A 20,874-nucleotide genomic window follows, 5' to 3' on the forward strand; every position below is an offset into this window, starting at 1 on the left:
TTTGTTGTTGTGAATGTGGTTGCCTCAAATTAATAAATTGAAGTTTATTGTTTTTATTTCACTTTTGCTTTTAATACTTGATTAAAATCATAACCGCTTGGATTTTGAAAAACCTTTAGACCGAAACAGGGTAGAATGGAATAAAGGTGATCAAAGATATCGCCTTGAATTTGTTCATAGTCGATCCAAACGGTGGTGTTCGTAAAGCAATAGATTTCTAAGGGTAAACCATTTTCTGTAGGAGGTAATTGTCGTGCCATATAGGTCATATTAGGGTTGATGTTTAGATGCTGTTGTAGATAAGCAAAAACATAAGCACGAAAAGTTCCAATGTTGGTTAAACGGCGCGTATTGGCTAAGACATCATGATTTTTATCTAATTGAGCGTTCCATTGTTCGATTTCTGCTACTTTTTGCGTGAAATAATTTTCTAATAAATTAAATCGGGAAAGATATTTTTGTTCTTCTTTTGTGAGAAAATGGATACTTGATTGATCAATAAAAAGGGAGCGTTTGATGCGTCTTCCACCCGATTCTTGCATTCCACGCCAATTTTTAAAAGGGTCGGTCACAAGTTTACGGATAGGAACTGAGGTGATGGTGTTGTCGAAATTTTGAACTTTAACAGTATGCAAGGCAATTTCAATAACATCACCATCGGCACCGAGATTGGGGATTTCAATCCAATCACCAACGCGAACCATATCAGTAGATGAAATTTGAATACCGGCAACGAGAGAGAGAAGCGTATCTTGAAAAATTAACATGAGAACCGCGGCCATTGCACCAAGACCAGAGAAGAGAATAAGAGGGGAGCGGTCAATCAATGTAGCGACCATTAAAATTGTTGCAACAGCAAAAAGTGCAATTTTAGCAATTTGAATATAACCTTTTATTGGTTTTAGTCGTGCTGTTGGTCGTTGTTCGTAAAGGATGTTAATGACATTGAGACAGGAAGAAATTGTCAGGACGACAAAGAAGATAATGAAGGCGTTGGCAACATTACTGATGACAGTGCTAAATGCATCGGGCAATGTTGAGATAAAATTAACACCAATTGAAAGAATAAAAGCTGAAATGATATCCGCTATGTATTGAATAGCATTATTAATATCGATCGTTGTATTTTGGGGGAGAAAAGAAGAGAGTTTTTTTGCTCCGTGAATAAGTAATTTTCGTCCTAGAAAGTTCACTAAAAGGGCAGCTATAGTAAGAATAACAAGCCAAGAAATAGCCTCTAACCAAGGATATTGAGCAATAAATTCGATCACTTTTTATTCTCCATTTCTAAAAATATATGCAGTTGAGGGTTTAAAATTTTACAACTGCTTAAGAGGAAGTATTGGAATTATGCTCTAAAGTCGTTAAATATGCAAAAAAGAATTTTCAAACTCTGTGAGAGATAATGCGTTTTCCGCCCGATTTCCTTAATGAACTGCGTACGAGACTCCCAATTTCAACAGTGATTGGTCAACGGGTGGATTTTGATCCTCGAAAAAGTAAGCCTTCACGGGGAGACTTTTGGTGTTGTTGTCCATTTCATGGTGAAAAAACGCCAAGTTTTCATTGTGATGATCATAAAGGGCGCTATTATTGTTTTGGTTGTGGTGTAAGTGGAGATATTTTTACCTTTTTGTGTGAGCTTGATGGATTGCACTTTTCAGAAAGTGTAGAGCGTTTGGCTGATTTTGCGGGAATGAAACTCCCTATTTTGGATTCACAAAGTCATAAACGTCAACTGGAAAAAGCTGACCTTTATGATGTGATGAAAATTGCCACAGATTTTTTTCAATATAATTTACGCGATAAAGGAGGTATACAAGCACGTCGTTATCTGGATGCACGTGGTGTTACACCAGAGCTTGTAGAGCGTTTCCGCATTGGTTTTGCACCGGTAAGGCGTACGGCTTTGAAAGAAGCTTTAGGTACACGGGGCATTTCAATAAAGCAAATGGAAGAATGTGGGCTTCTCTCAGTGCATGAGGAGAGCGCGGATTCTTATGACCGATTTAGAAATCGCATTATGTTTCCTATCGAAGATTTGCGTGGACGTGTGGTGGCTTTCGGAGGGCGTGCATTAGAGAAAGAGACACGAGCAAAATATCTCAATAGCCCTGAAACAGTGCTGTTTCATAAAGGAAATATACTTTATAACGCGGCAGCAGCTCGCAAAAATAGTCGCTTTGTTGGCGATGAAAAAATTCATTCACTCCTTGTTGTTGAGGGGTATATGGATGTCATTGCATTGACTAAAGCTGGTTTTGAAGGAGTTGTAGCACCCTTAGGGACAGCATTAACGGAAGCGCAAATTGAGCTTTTATGGCAGATGGGGAAGGAACCTATTTTGTGTTTTGATGGTGATGATGCTGGTTTAAAAGCTGCTTTTCGTGTTGCTGATCGTGTGTTGCCTCTTTTAAAGGCTGGGGTTTGTGTACGCTTTGTTTTGTTGCCACAAGGGAAAGATCCTGATGAAATTGTTTGTGCTGGTGGAGCTCAGCTTTTTTCTTCTTTTTTGCAAAAAGCTATTCCTTTGAGTGAGCTTTTATGGTGGCGTGCTACCTATGGAAAGCATTTTGAAATTCCAGAGGCACGAGCAGCGCTAGAAAAACAACTAAAACAACAAATTTTTACGATTAAGGATGAAGATGTCCGTCGTTATTATTTGCAAGATGTAAAAAAACGCCTTTTTGATTTTTTTCGTCCCTCTTTTTCAAAACAAAAGGGGGAAGGGCGATATGGTCAATCTTCACCAAATAGGACCTTTAAAGATCAAACCTTTTCTCTGTTAGCAAATTCTGAAATAGTACGAAATTCTTCGCAATCTATCCCTTTGCGTGAAGCAGTGATTTTACTCACTTTAGCTTACAATCCTGAGTTGTGGTATGAAAATTTTGAAATTCTTTCTGAGTTAGAATTAAAAAATACTCAATTGATAATTTTTCATCAAGCTATGTTGGAAATTCTTGGGGACCAACAGCTTCATGATAAAGAGACGATGGTTGCGTTCTTAGAAAAAAGAGGGCAAAAGGCTCTGTTAGAGCGTATGAAACATCTTGTGCAAAATATTGGTATGCGTATTATTCTTGGTGGAGCCCCTATAGAAGATGCGCGTGCTATATTAAAACAAGCTGTCTACTTGCATCTTCAAGAACACCACCTACATAAGAGGTTACAGGATATTGAAGAGCAACTTGTAGAAAATCCTAAGAGTGAGGTTTTTGATCTGCTTCGTGAGGTAAAAAATGAGCTGGAGCAGATGCAGGCAACAGAAGCGTTAATTGAAGGATTTGGAAGTTGGTTGGATGAAAAAATAGACGGGAATACACAAGATACGATAAAATGATTCGCTTTTTTAATGCGAATCAGTCACTTAAATTTTAGATGAGGAAGTTTATGTGGAGTGACATTTTTATAAAGATGACAATTAAATTTTAGGAAAAGCGGGTAAATTTTAGGAAAAGCGGGAAATTGGTTCTTACGATAGGGTGCAGAGATTATCTCAGAAGGGCTGAGAGGTGTCGGGGAAACTTCTGGAGTTTTCCCGCGTTTTTGTCTGGATGTCAAGTTTGTCTGGATGTCAGGGCGTATACAAAATGTATTCTTTCCAATGGTAATCTCTTAACAGGAAGTATATATGAGTAACTATTGGTAGATTTTAGTGAGAACAAAAAAACTGGTCACATGGAAACTATGGTTACATGGAAACTGTGAAGTGATCGAGTGGAGTTATGGTATGGCAACAAAGGTTAAACAGAAAGATAATGCAGAAGTAACAAACCAAGCGAGTTTGGATAGTCCTCTTCTTGATTTTTCTGATGATGCCATCAAGAAAATGATTAAACTTGCCAAAAAAAATGGTTACGTAACAATGGATGAACTCAATGCTGTTCTTCCTTCTGACGAGGTTACATCCGAACAAATTGAAGATATCTTGGCGATGTTCTCTGAGATGGGGGTTAATGTTGTGGATGATGAGGATGAAGTCGAGTCTGAAAATTATGAAGAAGAAGTTACGGTAGAGGGGGGTGATTTAGTAGAAGCCTCTAGCCACGCAATTGCAACGACAACGAATAAACGCGAAGTAACAGATCGTACGGATGATCCGGTGCGTATGTATTTGCGTGAGATGGGAGCTGTTGAGCTTCTTTCGCGGGAAGGCGAAATTGCCATTGCTAAGCGTATTGAAGCAGGGCGTGAGACAATGATTGCAGGACTTTGTGAGAGTCCTTTGACTTTTCAGGCTCTTATTATCTGGCGTGACGAGTTAAAAGAGCAGCGTATTCTTCTTCGTGAAATTATTGATCTTGAAACGACTTATGCTGGTCCAGAAGCAAAGCAGGCTCCTGTTATTGAGCGAAGTGAAGTTGATAAGACCGTAGAAGAAAAAATGTCTTCTGGTATACGTAATATGGGGGAGAGCGCAGGAGAGAGAAACATTGAAGACGATGATGAAGAGGACGAGGACGATGTTAACTTATCGCTTGCTGCAATGGAAAATGAACTTTGTCCTCAAGTTATGGAAACATTGGATTTTATTGCTCAAACCTATGTAAAATTACGAAAATTACAAGATCAGCATGTTGAAAGCAGTTTGGCAGAGCGTAAAGAGGGGGCCCTTACATCTTCTCAGAAGAAGAAATATATTCAATTAAAGGGTGAGTTGATTCAAGCAGTAAAATCTCTTTCTTTAAACCAAAATCGTATCGAAGCTTTGGTTGAACAGCTTTATGACATTAATAAGAGATTGATTCATAATGAAGGTAAGCTGAAACGGATTGCCAATAGCTATGGTATTGGCCATGAGGATTTTTTAAAAGAATACCAAGGGCGTGAATTGGACGCAGATTGGATGAATTATATTGCTGCTTTGCCTACACCTGGTTGGAAAGAGTTTTCGGTGCGTGAAGCAAAAGAAATCCAAAAACTGCGAAGTGAGATACAAAATCTTGCGCAAGAAACGGCTATTTCGATTGGTGAATTTCGTCGGATTGTTATGCAGGTGCAGAAAGGTGAACGCGAATCAACAATTGCAAAAAAAGAGATGGTAGAATCTAATTTGCGTCTTGTCATTTCAATTGCAAAAAAATACACTAATCGTGGTTTGCAGTTTCTTGATCTTATTCAAGAGGGTAATATCGGTTTGATGAAGGCTGTGGATAAGTTTGAATATCGGCGCGGCTACAAATTTTCAACTTATGCAACATGGTGGATTCGTCAAGCTATTACACGTTCAATTGCTGATCAGGCACGTACAATTCGTATTCCTGTTCATATGATTGAAACAATTAATAAAATCGTTCGTACCTCGCGTCAGATTCTCCATGAAATTGGACGAGAACCAACACCAGAAGAATTATCTAGCAAGCTTTCTATGCCGTTAGAAAAAGTACGAAAAGTTCTTAAAATTGCAAAAGAACCTATTTCTCTCGAAACGCCTGTTGGTGATGAAGATGATTCCCATTTGGGTGATTTTATTGAGGATAGGAATGCGTTATTACCAATTGATGCAGCTATCCAAGCTAATCTGCGAGATACGACAACACGCGTTCTTGCTTCATTAACACCACGAGAAGAACGTGTTTTGCGGATGCGTTTTGGAATAGGGATGAATACCGATCACACATTGGAAGAAGTGGGACAGCAGTTCTCAGTTACAAGAGAGCGTATTCGTCAAATTGAAGCAAAGGCACTTCGTAAATTAAAACATCCTAGCCGTTCACGAAAATTGCGCAGTTTTCTCGATTCTTAAATAAAAGAATTCGTGTGCATTTTAATAACTCCCTCTTTCTTCCTAATGAAGGGGGGAGGTGCTTCATGTTGTACTTGGATGCTTTCTTGAGAAAAACATAGGAAGAATTTGAACAATCTAGAAAGTTTTCGATGTTTAATGTTTTTCTTAGTTTTGGGGCTTTATACTTCTCTGTCTCAAAAGAATAGATATAGGGCAAAGGGTGGTTATGGAGTAGAGAGTAGGGGGGCTTTCAAGAAATGAACGATAAAAACATTACCTTGCGTATAGCGCGGCTCGTTTTTAAGAAATGAGATCTATTAGGAATAAACTTATATTGCAACATACGGACTTTTTGATGAAAAATGTATATTCTTTGCGGAATTTTTCTATCATTTTAGGTGACGCATTTTATTCTTCGTTAAGTTTACAAAGAGATGTTTCAATAGGTTATGTTCATTTATATGCGCTATTTTTGAATATTCTCTTTTTATTCAGATAGCTTTTAAGAACATGGTTTAAAGTATACATTAAGTTGAATCTTTTTAAGAGACAGAAATAGATAAAATTATAGAAATTAAACGTTTCATTTTTTATAGATCGTCTTAATTAAAAAAGGTGTGTCTGAGTTTATGAGTGGAGAACTTCCCTTTTGGAAAGTAAAAAAATTAGAAGAGATTTCCATTTCTGAGTGGGAGAGCCTTTGTGATGGCTGTGGCTGTTGTTGTCTCCATAAAGTTGAGGACGATGATACGGGTGACCTTTATGCAACCAGTATTGCTTGTCGTCTTTTAGATGGGGAAACCTGCAGGTGTCGAGATTATGCTCATCGTAAATCAATTGTACCAGATTGTATATCGCTAGATATTACGACAGTTAAAACAGTGCGTTGGCTCCCAGAAAGTTGTGCTTATAGATTAATTTATGAGGGAAAAGATCTTCATTGGTGGCATCCATTGGTATCAGGGGATTGTCAGACGGTACATACAGCGCATATTTCTGCACGCGGACAAATAGAGATTTACGAAGACGAATTATTATCTGAGGAAGATTATCTTTATCACATTACTGGTCTTCTACGTGAAGGCCAGTAATATGATTTTTTATACAACTTGTTTGTGACTTAATCGATCGCAAAGACTACAGTGACGCTCACGTTATAATTTAATTCACCACCTGCAAAATTTGTATTTGCGTAGCTTACATCTGCTGCTCTACTCATGAGACGTGGTGTTGGGTGATAGTAATCATCCTTTTCATTGATTTCAATAATTTTTCCTAATTTTAAATCGGCTGCTTGCGCTATCGTTTGCGCTTTTTCAATGGCTTCAGTAATGGCTTTTTTACGTGCTGCTTGATAAAATGGCTTTGTATCTGCGTTGGTAAAAGTAATGCCGTTAACTGAATTAACACCTAGTGTCATCGCTTGATCAAAGATTTTACCAGCATTGGTAAGATCACGAATGCGCACGGTTAAAGAATTTGAAACATGATAGAGTTTTTCATTATTCTTTTTTTCGTGGTGTTTATCAGAGGTCGACTGATAAATGGATAAGCCTGATGTTTGCAAATCATTTGCTTGGATGCCATTGTTTTTAAAAGCGTTTATAATATCATTGATGGATTGATTATTGGAAGCTAATGCCTTTTGGGCAGTTTTGTCATAGGTAACAACGGCTAGATTAATAATGGCCATATCCGGTGTTGCTTGACTTTCTCCGATTGCTGTCACTGTAATCGTTGCATTTTTCATTTTATTTTCTTCAGCATAAGCACGTACAGTCAACGATGTGGCTAAGAGTGTAAATGCTAATATAACTGTTTTAACCCGAGAACTCTTCAGTGGTTGAATTTTCTTTTCTATCATATCTATACCTTTATATTTGTCAGTTAATTATTCTCTCATTTTTAAGAGTTTTTGTAAAGAAATTAGAGCACTGAAAAAAAAACCAATAGAAAAGAGAAAAAGATGGGTTATAATCTTTGTCAGCTCTTGTATCATAGGGCATTTTAGTTTAGAGAGAAACAACCTATTTAGGGCCTGTAGCTCAATTGGTTAGAGCCAGCGGCTCATAACCGCTTGGTTGGGGGTTCGAGTCCCTCCGGGCCCACCAATAGGGAAATGTACAATAGAAAAATGGATCGCTTATATAAAAGTTTTGAGATTCTACCTTTTTCGTTTTTTATTTATTTTCCTGTTTGTTTTAGAAGCTTTTGGTCGTTGTTTGTTGCAGTTTTGTCTCTCAGTCGCTTTAATATGATGGTATGTTTTCTTAGTCTCATCAAAGAAGTTCTCTCATTTGCAACCTTTTAGCATTTGGATTAACTGATATGGGTCGCTATTTACTTTCTTAATTCATATACTGTTTTGTACTTTTTCTATATGGTGTTCTTCATAAAATAGAAGGCTAAAAGCTTCATTGGATAAGTTTATTTATACTTGTTCTGCAAATAAACAGACCTCAATAAAACCAATTTTAAAGATTGTACCTTTTCAGAACAAATGGCTCAAAAAACATTTAGTGTAAATTTGCTTTTTTCTAAGTGATGTTAATGTCTTTTAGACGTTCGAATAGCATCATTGTGATGAAAGGTTAGTGTATAAGAGAATGTGATCTATGGGCATTCATATGTATCATGGGGGCAACGATGATAACATTTGTTGATATTTTCTTTTTCTCAAGAAAGGAATTCTATTTAATATTTTGAGAAATATTGTTCATAGTGACGGTGGCGTGTTTTCTGAAAAGAATTTTATTAATTGTTCTTTGAAAAGTCAATTGAGTGATTGTTTCTATCGCTTTGCATCATCCAGATTCTATTGTAATAAGCATTTTATTATTCTGTAAGAAATGTTTTCTATGATATTGGAAAATTTGTTAAAATGCCATTTTCTGTTTTTGTGTATTTTTTGCTTAATGTTTAAATTATAGAGTTTTCATGTGATCCGAATTATTATTGAAGAGCAGATGTCTTTTTTGATTTTACTCTGATAAGGAATTGGCAATATTGCGGTAACCCTAGCACTTTTTTGTATTGCTAACATTTTTCTCGTATTGATCGTATAGAGAGTTTTATCTTTATTATGAGTTTTTTCTCTTATGAAAAATTATTGGCAGGGAGGGTGTTTTTTTGGAAAAGTATACTTCTTCTTCAAAGTCATACTTTGAAAATATAATTCTTCATTTGCATAAGGGGATTTCTCTCTTGTTGTAAATCTGTATAAAATTTACGTACAAAGATTGTGCGTGATGATTCGTTTTATTTTTTAATAGTATCATTTTTGCTTATGATAGAGACTTATATTAGTATTTACAAGGTGCGTTTAGAGGAGAGGTTACCTGTAAATGTGTTACAGAGTTTTAGGTAGTGTGGCTCTGTTTATAAGAATTTATTCCTATAACATTGTTATATTCTTGCTTTGCAATATTGTTAAAAAAACATAGATGGTGCTATGTAGAATAAATTGTGATGTATTTTTTTCAAAAAAGCTTTTTCGTGTTCTCTTATATAGAGTTCAGGAGTGTCTTCAGGGATATTTTCACATTAGTTTTTATTGGTCCGAATCGCAAGATCTGCGTAACATTATTCGCGTTTTTGATAGATTATACCAATTTTCATAAGAAGGTCTGGATCGTGTGATGCTTTCTGTTTCACTATGGTACATGACTAATAGAACTTCATCTGATTTTGTAAAATAAGTTTGTACACAATTGCTTCCATACTGCCTATTGCAAATATTTTTTTCTAAGGTATGAGATATATTTTGAACGCTTTAGCGTTATATAGTGTGACTACATGGAGTATGACTATGAAGAATGATAAAAAATTTGAAACAACTTTATCTGATATTATTGTGAAATGGGAGTCTTTATCGACGTCTCAAAAGCAAGCGATATTGGATAAAGTAGAAAATGCTACAGATTCTGCTCATTCAACAGAACATTTAAGGCTTCAATCTTCTTTTTATCTCCAGACGAAATCAAAGTTATGAGTTTTAAGTCTTCATCGGAGATGTTGAAACCAGTTATTACATATATGGCACTAGCATTTCCCAGTGTATTCAAAATAGCCATGAGTTTATCTACAGAAGGTCTCTTGCCTCCATTTATCATTTGTTGGACGTAATTTTGTCCACAGCCTGCAGCTCTGCTTATTTCAATCATTGTTCGTCCGTCACTTTTTATCAATTCAACTAAGCGTTGGAACCAATCTTTTTCAGTCTTTGTCATTTTTAGACCTTTACATATTTACGCTATAGCGTTAATATTGCGTTGCGAATCCAGAATATATGATACAAGGAGCGTGAAAATATCCATGTGTAGCTCTTCGCTAAGGAAGCATATAGAGTTGTTTTTAACTAATAACAAAATGTCCCCATACACTTTCAGATTCGAATCAATAAAAATGGTTGCTTAGTTCCACGGTTGTGAAAAAGTAAATGTGTATACCAGAAAGGGCGATACACACTCGTATGTTTATGAGATTTCACTATGATAGTATACGTAGCAGCATTATAAATCAAGATATACCCCAACATCAGAATTTGTAAAAAAAATTCTGCGTTGAGGTAGTGTGTGAATATAACGAAGCTTTAGAGCCTTAAGAGATAGGATAATGGCTGTAGAAAAAATGTAAATTGCATAGACAAAGAATACTGATTTCTTCTTTATTGTAATAAATTAGATCACTATCAGATGGTATATCGTATATATGCGTAAAAAAAATGGGAAATATCAAAAAAGTGATCTTGGATATTTTATTAAACAGGAAGGTAATCTGATCCACAAAGGTGGTTGTTTGGTAGAATTGTACATTCGATCAATGCCCTTATGGGGATGAATGTGTTTTTATGATGCTGCGGTTTATAATGAAGTCTGTGTTTATAATGATGTTGTTATTGATAACAATGCATTAACATATGGTTGTTTAGTGGTTCGTAAGAGTTCGCATGTTTATGAAAAATAAGAACTTTATCGTTATTTGAATATGAGTGGAGATGCATATGTTTATGCTAATGCGGTCTTTTTTGATCAAGTTTTGAATGCTCAATGTATTGAATTTTGTGGTGATACTCGTGATTTTAGAAAGGCTCGAGTTTATAATGATGCTTTAGTTTGTGGTGATGTAAAGATTTGTGGGAAGGCAAAATTTTACAGAAATGCTGTGCTTTGTGACACTGAAGATTTTTGTAATAATGAAAAACTTTTATATATAGCCGCATTCCACATGGCGTAAAAAGGAAGATAGGAACGATTTGGGCAAGGCTTGTATGATTGGATTGCGTCGTTAGTTTTATTTGACGTTCCTTATTTTTTGTATTTTGTGTCAATAAATATGTCGCAAATAATTGGTGTGAGTGTAGATTTAGCCGCTTTCAGAGATTTGTTTGCGTCATTTATCAATGCTTTAATGGAGAAAATAAGAACGCCGAGAGTGATTGTTCACACTTGGAACATGCGATTTATTGCATTCTTTTTTTGATTGAGGATGAAACAAATTGGTCAAGATGATCACTTGAGCGACAATTAAGGGAGATCCAAATGAGTGTAAACGAAATTTTATTGGGAGCAATGATTGTTGTTTTGTTGTGCAGCGGGGTTATATTTCGATTTTCTTTATATTATCGCAGTCAAGTGAAAATTTTAAAAGAGGAATCTAGAAGAATAAAGCATGAGTTTTTAAGAGATACTATGAAGATGACTGAAGAACGAGATAGGGCTATTAGAGAGCAAAGTATGGTGATTAAAAGACGCGACCAAGCAATTGAAAAACTGAAAAAACAAATTAAGCAATATGAAAAAAATGAAAAGAAATATAAAAAAATGCTTAAATCTGAAGATGATAAAGAGTGATTGTATTCATATTTTGCATTAAAGGGTTTGGAAATGTGTTAGGAAGATTGGAATGACGAGAGAGATAAACTTTAATGAAGCCAATTATGGTGCTGATGGAGAGATTGTATTGGAAGAGAATATTCAAGTTTACTCTGATTTTATGACAACATTTAAGTTTATAAGACAGAGCGTCGTTGATCATAAAATAAGAGTTTATGATGATAAACCAGTTTATAGGTAGGCTAGTTATTAAAAAGCGCGTCTATACAATCCAGCAATTTTATATTATTGCTGGAAACAGTTTTGCACGTTCTTTTTAGATGTAAGGTATAAATGCTACGATAGTTTCAGCTAATAGGTATAAAAAATTGCATGATAATAGAAAGAAAGAGATATTTGCTTTTTATGAAGATGAAATGGGTAAGTCAGTTATGATTATCAGATACAGAAGAGGAATATGAACGTAAAAGATATTAATATCTTGTAGAGTAAATATATTTCTCATTGATGATTTATCTTCTCTTCATGTGCGTTTATTTTTTATGAAAAATACAAAACTTAAGAGATTTTCTTTTTGATAAAGGCTATAGAGATTTGAGTATGATTGAAAATAAACATATAATCTGTAAGAATATGAATGTTCTTTGTGAGTGTCAGAAATAATACAAAAACTTCCTCTCATTGAGGGCAAATCAATCACTTTTCATTTGTCACAAAAGTAACTACCATACCATTATACAAAATAAACGCTTGTTTTAATGGTAAAGAATGTTAGGACTGTAGTTCTCTAATAAGAGCCTTATGTGTAATTTCTTTTATTTGCTCAATATTGATTAGGATATCTTGTTTTGTTGGATAACCTTTACTAGAAAAAGCAATTTTTTGTGCATCTCCTGAGATTAAACGCCAGTACCATTGATTGTGAACTCCTTGAAACACCTCAAAATACATGCTTCCCACCTCATAAAATAGCTGATAATTTTCAGGATAAATATTTAACTAATCCACTTGTAAACATTAATGTATGTCTCTCTAGGAAGTCGTCAATATATTCCCCTTAAATTTTCTGACCTTAAAAAATAATTTCTATGAGAGCTATTATTCTTTTAACAAGAAAAAAAATATTGTCAATAAGACATGAATGAGAATTTTATACTATAAAATTATTTTTTTTAATTTAAAGACACTATACTTTCATTTACAATGCAAATATTTTTCTGTCGTTACAGAAATAAAGTCTATAAATTATATAAAACTTCACCAGCATGGATAAAGTAAAAAATACTTTTTTCCATACTGGTGTTTAATCATTTCTTGCTTTTTCTTTTGAAATAGACGTTTATTGATTAGCTATAACCTCTTTTTGGGATACGCTTCGAATGAGTAAATCAATGAATAAGCTAAGGGTATAAGAATTGGCCATTTTAGCTTTCATATCGATAAGAGAGGTTGTAGTTTTAGGGTTAAAACCATTTGATAAACCTTGTCTTGACAAATATTGCTGCAATTTTTCATAAGAACTGTCGATTTTTTCTTGATTTAGTTTTTCGTTACGATCACTATCGGCAAGTGTTTCTTCCAGTCCTTCGATTTTTTTAATAAAATAATTCCAGTCAAAATCACCTTTTGTATATTCGGTGTCAAACATTTTTCCTTGTCCAGTTAAAAGCCAATTAATATTGACACCATATAACGTGCGGTATGTTTGTAAGACACTAAGATTGGGTTCTCTCTCTCCACGCTCATAAAAAGCAATGGAATTTTTTGTCATGCTAAAACTTTTAGCTAAGGTTTCACGTGATGGATCGCCTAAAGCAAGACGTACATAACGTAAACGTTTTCCAAATATGGTTTTTGATTCAGTTTCAGGACGTGCCACGAATTATCTCCCTCGGTAAATCATCATGGTATAAATCATTAAATAATAAAAGCACACTATGTATTAATATTCTATGATATAATGTCAATATTATAGCTTTAATTTCTTGTTTTTTTTTATTTGTGTAGATAGAAAGCAATCTTGCACTTATTGTATTGACAATTGATATTCACTTCAAAACAAAATTCCTTGTTGCTACATTTGTCTCTTGCTTTTTTTGAGAGAATTTTCATGTAACTTTACCATATATATTCTATACACCTCTGCATTAATAGATGCAACTTTAAAGAGATGCAAACTTTGGATTGGTACTGGGTGTGCTTAGATGAAGTAGAAAATAAACTTTGAGGAATGATCATGGCCCTATTACGCTATTTTGGGTTTGCTTTTTTTTTCACGATTATTGGTGTCTTTTTAGGAGGGGTTATTGGTTGGTTTGAAACGGAAAGTATTACTGGTTTTCTTAAATATTTTTTTATTTGCTTTGTTTTAGGAATTTTGGAAATTTCTTTATCTTTTGATAATTCTATTATCAATGCGCGTGTTCTTAGTAGAATGAGTCCATTGTGGCGTCGTCGTTTTCTTATATGGGGCATTTTGATAGCTGTATTTGGGATGAGAATTGTTTTTCCATTATTGGTGGTTGTCGTTGCTGTTGGGATTAATCCAATTGCGGCAGTCAAATTAGCGATATGGGAACCACATCGATATGCTGAAGTTTTAACCGATGCGCATATGGGGATTGCTGCTTTTGGAGGAACTTTCCTTATGATGGTTGGCTTAAAATATTTTTTTGATTCTGAAAAAGAAGTGCATTGGCTTAATATTATAGAGAGACCTGCTCAAAAGTTTGGGGCGCTTGTTGGAATTGATATTGCAATTGTTTTGATTTTGATCTTATTTGTTTCAGCTCAGATTGATGCAGAAAATAAAATAACTTTTTTATTGGCAGCACTTTATGGACTTTTGACCTTTATCGGTGTTGAAGTTGTCGGTCATCTCTTGGATACTCCTCAAAAGACTTTAACAACAGTAGCTCACGGGGGAGTAGGGGCGTTTCTTTATTTAGAAGTTCTTGATGCTAGTTTTTCTTTCGATGGCGTGGTTGGTGCTTTTGCCTTTTCACACAACCTTTTTATTATTGCGATAGGTCTTGGTATCGGAGCATTTTACGTTCGTTCTATGACAATTATGTTGGTTGAATCAGGAACATTATTGCATTATCGTTATTTAGAGCATGGTGCTTTTTATGCAATTCTAGTTCTTGCAGTGATTATGTATCTGCAAACGATTATATCGGTTCCTGAAGTTTTAACAGGACTTGTGGGAGTCTGTATTATTGGAATGGCATTATATTCTTCGATTCGTTTTAAGCATCGTCAATTAGATAAACATGTTGTATCTAAGTAATGGAGATTTCTTCCTTTTTCACACTTTTGTTTATCGCATATCTTTGAATAGAAAGAGGTCTTTTATGCAAAATAAAATACTATTTTATTGCTTATTTGTGTTTTTTTAAAGTTGAGTTCATTGCATGATACTACCCATGAAGCCAATAATGTACAATCTCTAGGATACTTTTTGACCTAAATATAAGATAGAAAGCTGATGTTATACTTTTTACCAGCTTTCAATATTATGACAAGCTCTTGCATTTAATGGGTCATAAGAAGCATTCTTACTGTTTTTTTGAATGATTTATTCATACATTGATTCTCTTTGTAACGTGTAAAAGAATGTTTTTGAAACAGGTTTGAAATGAGAGAATTTACGATATTCTGGACTCTTACTTAAATATGTGCAAAATGATTTATCCTTTATAAATCAGTGTATTATAATGGTAGATTAGAGAAGGATATTTTAAGAGACCATTAAAAGTTCTATACCGGCTTCGTTCATTGTTTTAAGCATAGTGTTTAGTGATCCGTTTACATCAATACCAGCACAGGCATTTAATGAAACACTGACTTTAAAACCGCATTGTATAGCGTGAAGAGCAGAAAATCCGACACAAAAATCAGTTGCTAAGCCACACATAATGAGCTTAGTAAAACCATGTTCTTTGAGATAAACTTGTAAACCTGTTGGTGTTTTTTGATCATTTTCAAGAAAAGCAGAATAGCTATCCATTTTTTGATTATAGCCTTTTCTAAGGATAAGTTGTGCCTTTTCTGCTCTAAGAGATGGATGGAATTCTGCTCCTTGTGTTCCTCGTATGCAATGATCAGGCCAAAGTATTTGAGGACCATAGTCAAGAATGACTGTATCATAGGGCTTTTTTTCAGGATAACAGGAAGCAAAGCTGCAATGGTTTTTGGGATGCCAGTCTTGGGTTAAGATAACGTGGTCAAAATGATTTATGAGATTATTGACGGCGGGTAAAATAGCATCACCTTGAGGTACGGCAAGTGCTCCACCTAGTAAGAAGTCATTTTGAACATCAATGACGATTAAGGCTTTTTTTTCCATAAATATATTCCTATACGAGATGAGCTTTTATCGTATTTTTAAAAAGCTATATGTCGTCTTGAAGTTTTGAAATGATGTGCTGGATATTGATATTATTTTTATAATTATCAAGCCAAAAGAGGGGGATGGATAAGTTTTTACAATTGGTTTTATAGTTTTTTACGAATTGTAACCACGTACCAATGGGAAGTGCGCTGTAGTCATTTGTTGCTACGTGTTGATGCAAAGCTTTCATGATCATTGGGCTTGGGACGTCAGATCCCATAAGGCGGCGGTCGTTTTGTAAACGTAATTTAAGCCATATCAAGGCAAGGGGTGAAGTCCATTGCTTTCCGTAGCAAAAAATCGATGAAAAAAGAGAAGGATTTTTTACTGCGTAATATAAAGCCCATAAAGCGAGAAAAGAAGGCGCATAGAGAATTGCTTTTCTTTGTGGTATCATATTACATTGATAAGTCGGTTTAATACGATAAAAATACAATGTTATATCTGGTATGGAAAAGAGAGGCAATGTTTGATAACAGGTTTCAGGTACAGCTAAAAAGATTTGCTTTTTGCTCTTTAGGGGGATGTTTTTTTGCATTCAGGACCATACTGGGGCTTGTGAGATTAGAAAAAATGTACCAATATAAAGCGAAAGCTTTTGATACGACGTAAGTGCTATTTACTGTACAGTTTCAAAAAGCAAAAGCAGTTTTTTCAAAATCCTAATCTTTAATATCGCATAATATAAAGAGAAATTTATGGCACGTCAATTTATCTATCATATGGCTGGGCTTAACAAGTCTTACGGCAATAAAAAAGTTCTAGAAAATATTCATTTGTCTTTTTATCCAGATGCGAAGATCGGTATTTTAGGGCCGAATGGTGCAGGGAAGTCAACTATTTTACGTATTATGGCTGGGCTAGATAAGGAATATACGGGAGAAGCATGGATTTCTGAAGGAGCACGCTGTGGTTATCTACCACAAGAACCTTTGCTTGATGCGAGCAAAGATGTGCGTGGTAATGTGATGGAAGGTGTTGCAGATAAACAGGAAGTTCTTGAGCGTTATAACGAATTGATGATGAATTATAGCGAGGAAACGGCTGATGAAAGCGCACAGCTTCAGGACATTATTGACAGTCAGAATCTTTGGGATTTAGAAAGTCAAGTGGAAATGGCTATGGCTGCTCTTGGCTGTCCGCCAGCCGATGGGGATGTAACAAAACTTTCGGGTGGTGAGAAGCGGCGTGTTGCACTTTGTAAATTGCTTTTGTCAAAACCTGATTTATTACTTTTGGATGAACCGACAAACCATTTAGATGCTGAAACGACGGCTTGGCTTGAGAGGCATCTACGTGAATATCCTGGGGCTGTGCTTTTGATAACCCATGATCGTTATTTTCTCGACAATGTAACGGGTTGGATTTTAGAATTAGATCGCGGTAGAGGTATTCCTTATGAGGGGAACTATTCTGCTTATTTGGGGGCTAAAGCCAAGCGTTTGGCTCAGGAAGGCCGTGAAGAGGCAGCGCGTCAACGTGCTTTATCACGTGAGCAAGAATGGATTGCTTCTAGTCCAAAAGGGCGACAAGCAAAGTCAAAAGCTCGGATTAAGGCTTATGATGAGTTGGTTCAATCAGCACGTGAGCGCCGTCCTGGAGAGGCGCAAATCATTATTCCTATTGGAGAAAGATTAGGACAAGTTGTTATTGAGGTTGATAATCTCTCTAAAGCTTATGGTGAACGTGTATTGATTGATTCTCTTTCTTTTAAACTTCCTGCTGGTGGCATTGTCGGCGTTATTGGGGCCAATGGTATGGGAAAGTCGACCTTGTTTAAAATGTTGACGGGACAGGAAAAGCCCGATTCAGGTCAGATACGTATCGGTGAAACAGTTCACATGAGTTATGTGGATCAGAGTCGCGATTCCTTGGTGGGGGATAAAACTGTTTGGGAGGAAATTTCTGGTGGAAATGACATTATTAAATTAGGCAAATATGAGATGAATAGCCGCGCTTATTGCGGGGCTTTTAATTTCAAGGGGGCAGATCAGCAGCAGAAGGTGGCAAATTTATCAGGAGGGCAGCGCAATCGCGTACATTTGGCGAAACTTCTAAAAGAGGGGGGGAATGTGCTTCTTCTTGATGAACCGACAAATGATCTTGATACTGAAACATTGGGTGCATTGGAAGATGCATTGGAAAATTTCGCTGGTTGTGCAGTTATCATATCGCATGATCGTATGTTTCTTGATCGATTGGCAACACATATTTTAGCCTTTGAAGGTGATGGTCATGTAGAATGGTTTGAAGGTAATTTTGCTGAATATGAGGCTGATAAAGTTCGTCGTCTTGGGGCGGAATCTCTTAATCCTAAGCATGCAAATTATAAACCTCTTACACGCTAGAATTTTTTATCTTATCGCAACTTTGTTAGAATAATAGTGTATTTTATTGCGTTTGTTATTTCATAAATAAAGTGTGTGTGTACTCTGTGGGAGTTTTTATTCATTGAAAAGAGTAAGAGACACTTTATGAAATTATGACCTAAATAGGGTTATTTTTTCTCAATAGTATGCAGTTCTTGTTTTGAGGTGGGCATAAAAGGCATTTTTATCCATCTGTCCCCTCCGTTTATGAGCTGTAAGAGAATGATTTGGATTGATTTATCATGAATAGATTTGAAATGAGGAAAATCTACGGTATTACGGTTTTTTATTCAAGTTAAAAATGAATTATTATTATAAATCAATGTATTCTCATTATAACGAGAAGCAGGGAGATAAGATCTGTTTGTTTTTTACATTAGCCTATTTTTTTCATAGTATGATAAAATAGAGAGAACAAAATAGATGAGAATATGCGTTGTATGCTTGACTTTTTTTCCTATAAACAAATGTTTATAGGAATGTTTAGGGGATAATTATGAAAAAAAGTGCAAGTTTAGATGCAATGATTGTGCTGCTGAAAGCGGTCGCAGAAGTAAGCCATTTACGTGTTCTTAGGCTCTTACATCATGAAGATTTAACAATTCCTGATTTTATTTTTATTCTTGATCAGTCGCAAGCGTGTATATCACGATATTTACGTTTATTGTACGAAGCACGATTGATTGAGCGTTATCAGAAGGGGGATAGCCTTTATTTTAAGCTTTGTCATGATTTTTGGGGTAAAGACATTGTGATGGGTATTCTTTCGGCTTTGCCAAAGAATGATGTGTTGTTAGCGCATGATTTAGAACGTTTGAAGGATGTTAAAAAGCAGCGTCAAAAAACGAGGAAGAAGCATTTCTTACAAAATGCGTTGCAACGGGATGTATTACGGTCATCCTATATGGCAGATCATCGTGTAGAAAACTCTTTACTTGAAATCATTGGCGATAAACCATTTCAGACGATGCTGAATATTGGAAGAGGTGGAGACTCTATCTTAAAATTGTTTTCTAATCTTTATACGCATGCGGTTCAAGTTGTGCTTGATAGCAATGTTTTTCACTTGTCTGTTGGAGATACAACTTTTGATTTAGTTATTCTTCATTGGGTTTTACATTTTCTTGAAAATCCTGAAATATTCCTTCATGAGATATCAAGTGTTTTGCGTCCTCATGGCCGTTTATTGATTGTGGATTTTGGTTATCATGAAATTGAGTCTTCATATTCTGATCAAGTGCATATGCGTTTTGGATTTTCGGCTTTACAAATAGAACAATGGCTTAAAAATGCGGGACTTGTTCTAGAACAAACGGTTTGTCTTACTCCTATACAAAATGAAAACAGTGAGGAGGGGATTGCTACGCTTTGGCTTGCTCATGATCCGCGTTTATTGGTTGACGATATCAAAGATAAACAAGTAGATTTTGCATAAATCGCGTTTGTTAACGTGCTTTATACTCTGATTTTTCTCAAGGAATAGAGTAGAGATAAAACTTTATTCAATCATTGATGAGCTATTGTTTTTTACATTTGTATTATGTTTTTATATGGAAGTATTGGTGTTTTATAGCGGCGTGTAGGCTGTATAATGAAGCACCTTCTATAGAGTTAAGCCTACGAGGATCATTATTTAAGGTGTCTTGATATTATATTTTATTAGCCAATATATTGATTTTAAAAGATCATTGATTTTTTTAGACTCAATAAGAGGTTTAAATACAGGAATGTTGTTTCATTTCAAATTTCCTGTTTCAGAATCCGAAAGAGTCTGTTTGTCTGCTACAAAAGAAGGTATTTATCTTAATGATACCGTTTGTAAAAGAAAATACATTTTCTAAATGTGAGAGCGGCTGCAATATGATATAATGCCGCACAATATAATCATAGTGAAGGCTCATACCTTTATAAATATCAGAGATGGTGGTGCCCAATAGATCTTAAAATATCTCTTTAAAACAGGTTTTTAGATAAGGAGTACCTTGGAACTTTTAGTGAGGGGTGCAAAAAGATGCTCTAAAAAGACGAAAAAGTAAAAGGGTAAGACAATGCATTATATTCATAAAATAAGATCGGCGATGATCTATGGATAGTTTGTGGCTGAAAGTAGGAAAGAAAAGCGTGATATTACACTAAAGTTTCGTATCTCTTTATCATGAGAAGTTATGAAGATTATTAAATAAGTCCATTGTTTTTGCCAAAAGTATTTTCTTTCTTTTTATGTTTGCCGCTCATCTTATGACGCAGTCCGTGGTTATAGCGTAAAATTGATAGGGCACCATCGTCTTTAGTTTAAGTAAAAGTTGTAAGCCGGCATCATCGTTTTATGTTTTTTATCCATATGCTTCTTCTTGTTTGTGATGTGCGATAGTATGGCTATTCATTAATTCAATAGACGAAGATTGAAAATATGGGAATCTTACGTTCTTGAGGTTTCTCATGTAAATTGTAAAATGATGAGTTATGATTGTAAATTAATGAATTGTTTACGTTAGAAGAACAGAATATAAAAATTTTTGAGCATAGAAACTACTGTGTGTATTATTT

General features: G+C 35.2%; 18 protein-coding genes and 1 tRNA gene. 12 read left to right on the forward strand and 7 right to left on the reverse strand.

Features of this window, described 5'->3' with window-relative positions; genetic code table 11:
- Positions 1 to 53: 53 nt before the first annotated feature.
- Positions 54 to 1,271, reverse strand: a complete 1,218-nt coding sequence (locus ACFINM_RS05165) for a mechanosensitive ion channel family protein (protein ID WP_375621381.1) — start codon at positions 1,269 to 1,271, stop codon at positions 54 to 56.
- Between the two features lie 134 nt (positions 1,272 to 1,405).
- Between ACFINM_RS05165 and dnaG the strand changes: the two genes are divergently transcribed.
- The 3 genes from dnaG to ACFINM_RS05180 all read left to right on the forward strand — a co-directional run bounded on the left by dnaG (position 1,406) and on the right by ACFINM_RS05180 (position 6,822).
- Complete coding sequence (gene dnaG, locus ACFINM_RS05170; RefSeq protein ID WP_375640833.1) at positions 1,406 to 3,343, forward strand: DNA primase; 1,938 nt, start codon at positions 1,406 to 1,408, stop codon at positions 3,341 to 3,343.
- Positions 3,344 to 3,733: 390 nt separating this feature from the next.
- Positions 3,734 to 5,749: an RNA polymerase sigma factor RpoD gene (gene rpoD, locus ACFINM_RS05175; RefSeq protein WP_375611971.1), complete on the forward strand. Its 2,016-nt coding sequence runs from the start codon at positions 3,734 to 3,736 to the stop codon at positions 5,747 to 5,749.
- Positions 5,750 to 6,360: 611 nt separating this feature from the next.
- Positions 6,361 to 6,822 (forward strand): YcgN family cysteine cluster protein, encoded by a 462-nt coding sequence (locus tag ACFINM_RS05180; protein WP_375621379.1) that lies wholly within the window; start codon positions 6,361 to 6,363, stop codon positions 6,820 to 6,822.
- Positions 6,823 to 6,851: 29 nt separating this feature from the next.
- On the opposite strand, the gene ACFINM_RS05185 is transcribed toward ACFINM_RS05180, so the two are convergent.
- Positions 6,852 to 7,595 carry an SIMPL domain-containing protein gene (locus ACFINM_RS05185; RefSeq protein WP_375621378.1) on the reverse strand — a complete coding sequence of 248 codons (744 nt, stop codon included), beginning with the start codon at positions 7,593 to 7,595 and terminating at the stop codon, positions 6,852 to 6,854.
- Positions 7,596 to 7,765: 170 nt separating this feature from the next.
- Between ACFINM_RS05185 and ACFINM_RS05190 the strand changes: the two genes are divergently transcribed.
- Together ACFINM_RS05190 and ACFINM_RS05195 are read left to right on the forward strand one after the other, a co-directional pair.
- A tRNA-Ile gene (locus tag ACFINM_RS05190) sits at positions 7,766 to 7,842 on the forward strand.
- Between the two features lie 1,697 nt (positions 7,843 to 9,539).
- Positions 9,540 to 9,722 carry a hypothetical protein gene (locus ACFINM_RS05195; protein WP_375611974.1) on the forward strand — a complete coding sequence of 61 codons (183 nt, stop codon included), beginning with the start codon at positions 9,540 to 9,542 and terminating at the stop codon, positions 9,720 to 9,722.
- On the opposite strand, the gene ACFINM_RS05200 is transcribed toward ACFINM_RS05195, so the two are convergent.
- Positions 9,646 to 9,960: a helix-turn-helix domain-containing protein gene (locus ACFINM_RS05200; protein ID WP_007347852.1), complete on the reverse strand. Its 315-nt coding sequence runs from the start codon at positions 9,958 to 9,960 to the stop codon at positions 9,646 to 9,648. The two genes, ACFINM_RS05195 and ACFINM_RS05200, sit on opposite strands and share 77 nt — an antisense overlap.
- A gap of 610 nt (positions 9,961 to 10,570) precedes the next feature.
- On the opposite strand from ACFINM_RS05200, the gene ACFINM_RS05205 reads away from it, so the two are divergent.
- From ACFINM_RS05205 to ACFINM_RS05220, 4 genes are all read left to right on the forward strand, one after another.
- On the forward strand, positions 10,571 to 10,696 hold the full coding sequence (locus tag ACFINM_RS05205; RefSeq protein WP_375611975.1) for a hypothetical protein: 126 nt from the start codon (positions 10,571 to 10,573) through the stop codon (positions 10,694 to 10,696).
- A 15-nt stretch (positions 10,697 to 10,711) separates the two neighbouring features.
- A complete protein-coding gene (locus tag ACFINM_RS05210) occupies positions 10,712 to 10,966 on the forward strand; it encodes a hypothetical protein (RefSeq protein WP_375629965.1) in 255 nt (84 codons plus the stop codon).
- A 305-nt stretch (positions 10,967 to 11,271) separates the two neighbouring features.
- A complete protein-coding gene (locus ACFINM_RS05215) occupies positions 11,272 to 11,583 on the forward strand; it encodes a hypothetical protein (protein ID WP_375611977.1) in 312 nt (103 codons plus the stop codon).
- 52 nt (positions 11,584 to 11,635) lie between these two features.
- Positions 11,636 to 11,806, forward strand: coding sequence for a hypothetical protein (locus ACFINM_RS05220; RefSeq protein ID WP_375621377.1), 171 nt, complete (start codon positions 11,636 to 11,638; stop codon positions 11,804 to 11,806).
- 530 nt (positions 11,807 to 12,336) lie between these two features.
- Here ACFINM_RS05220 and ACFINM_RS05225 read toward each other — a convergent pair.
- Together ACFINM_RS05225 and ACFINM_RS05230 are read right to left on the reverse strand one after the other, a co-directional pair.
- On the reverse strand, positions 12,337 to 12,516 hold the full coding sequence (locus ACFINM_RS05225) for a DUF1508 domain-containing protein (protein ID WP_142416545.1): 180 nt from the start codon (positions 12,514 to 12,516) through the stop codon (positions 12,337 to 12,339).
- A gap of 388 nt (positions 12,517 to 12,904) precedes the next feature.
- Positions 12,905 to 13,444, reverse strand: coding sequence for a helix-turn-helix domain-containing protein (locus tag ACFINM_RS05230; protein ID WP_375611979.1), 540 nt, complete (start codon positions 13,442 to 13,444; stop codon positions 12,905 to 12,907).
- Positions 13,445 to 13,801: 357 nt separating this feature from the next.
- On the opposite strand from ACFINM_RS05230, the gene ACFINM_RS05235 reads away from it, so the two are divergent.
- Positions 13,802 to 14,854, forward strand: coding sequence for a DUF475 domain-containing protein (locus ACFINM_RS05235; protein WP_375621375.1), 1,053 nt, complete (start codon positions 13,802 to 13,804; stop codon positions 14,852 to 14,854).
- A gap of 450 nt (positions 14,855 to 15,304) precedes the next feature.
- Here ACFINM_RS05235 and pncA read toward each other — a convergent pair whose 3' ends face one another.
- Positions 15,305 to 15,913 carry a bifunctional nicotinamidase/pyrazinamidase gene (gene pncA / locus ACFINM_RS05240; RefSeq protein WP_375621374.1) on the reverse strand — a complete coding sequence of 203 codons (609 nt, stop codon included), beginning with the start codon at positions 15,911 to 15,913 and terminating at the stop codon, positions 15,305 to 15,307.
- Positions 15,914 to 15,959: 46 nt separating this feature from the next.
- Entirely contained in the window at positions 15,960 to 16,496 is a 537-nt protein-coding gene (locus ACFINM_RS05245) for a hypothetical protein (protein ID WP_375611982.1), read from the reverse strand.
- A gap of 160 nt (positions 16,497 to 16,656) precedes the next feature.
- Here ACFINM_RS05245 and ettA point away from each other — a divergent pair, with 160 nt between their 5' ends.
- Both ettA and ACFINM_RS05255 read left to right on the forward strand, forming a co-directional pair.
- Positions 16,657 to 18,306 carry an energy-dependent translational throttle protein EttA gene (gene ettA, locus ACFINM_RS05250; protein WP_375611983.1) on the forward strand — a complete coding sequence of 550 codons (1,650 nt, stop codon included), beginning with the start codon at positions 16,657 to 16,659 and terminating at the stop codon, positions 18,304 to 18,306.
- Between the two features lie 517 nt (positions 18,307 to 18,823).
- Complete coding sequence (locus ACFINM_RS05255) at positions 18,824 to 19,762, forward strand: ArsR/SmtB family transcription factor (RefSeq protein ID WP_375621373.1); 939 nt, start codon at positions 18,824 to 18,826, stop codon at positions 19,760 to 19,762.
- Positions 19,763 to 20,874 lie beyond the last annotated feature (1,112 nt).

This window comes from Bartonella sp. AA168HLJHH (genome assembly GCF_042197365.1).
Classification (GTDB): Bacteria; Pseudomonadota; Alphaproteobacteria; order Rhizobiales; family Rhizobiaceae; genus Bartonella.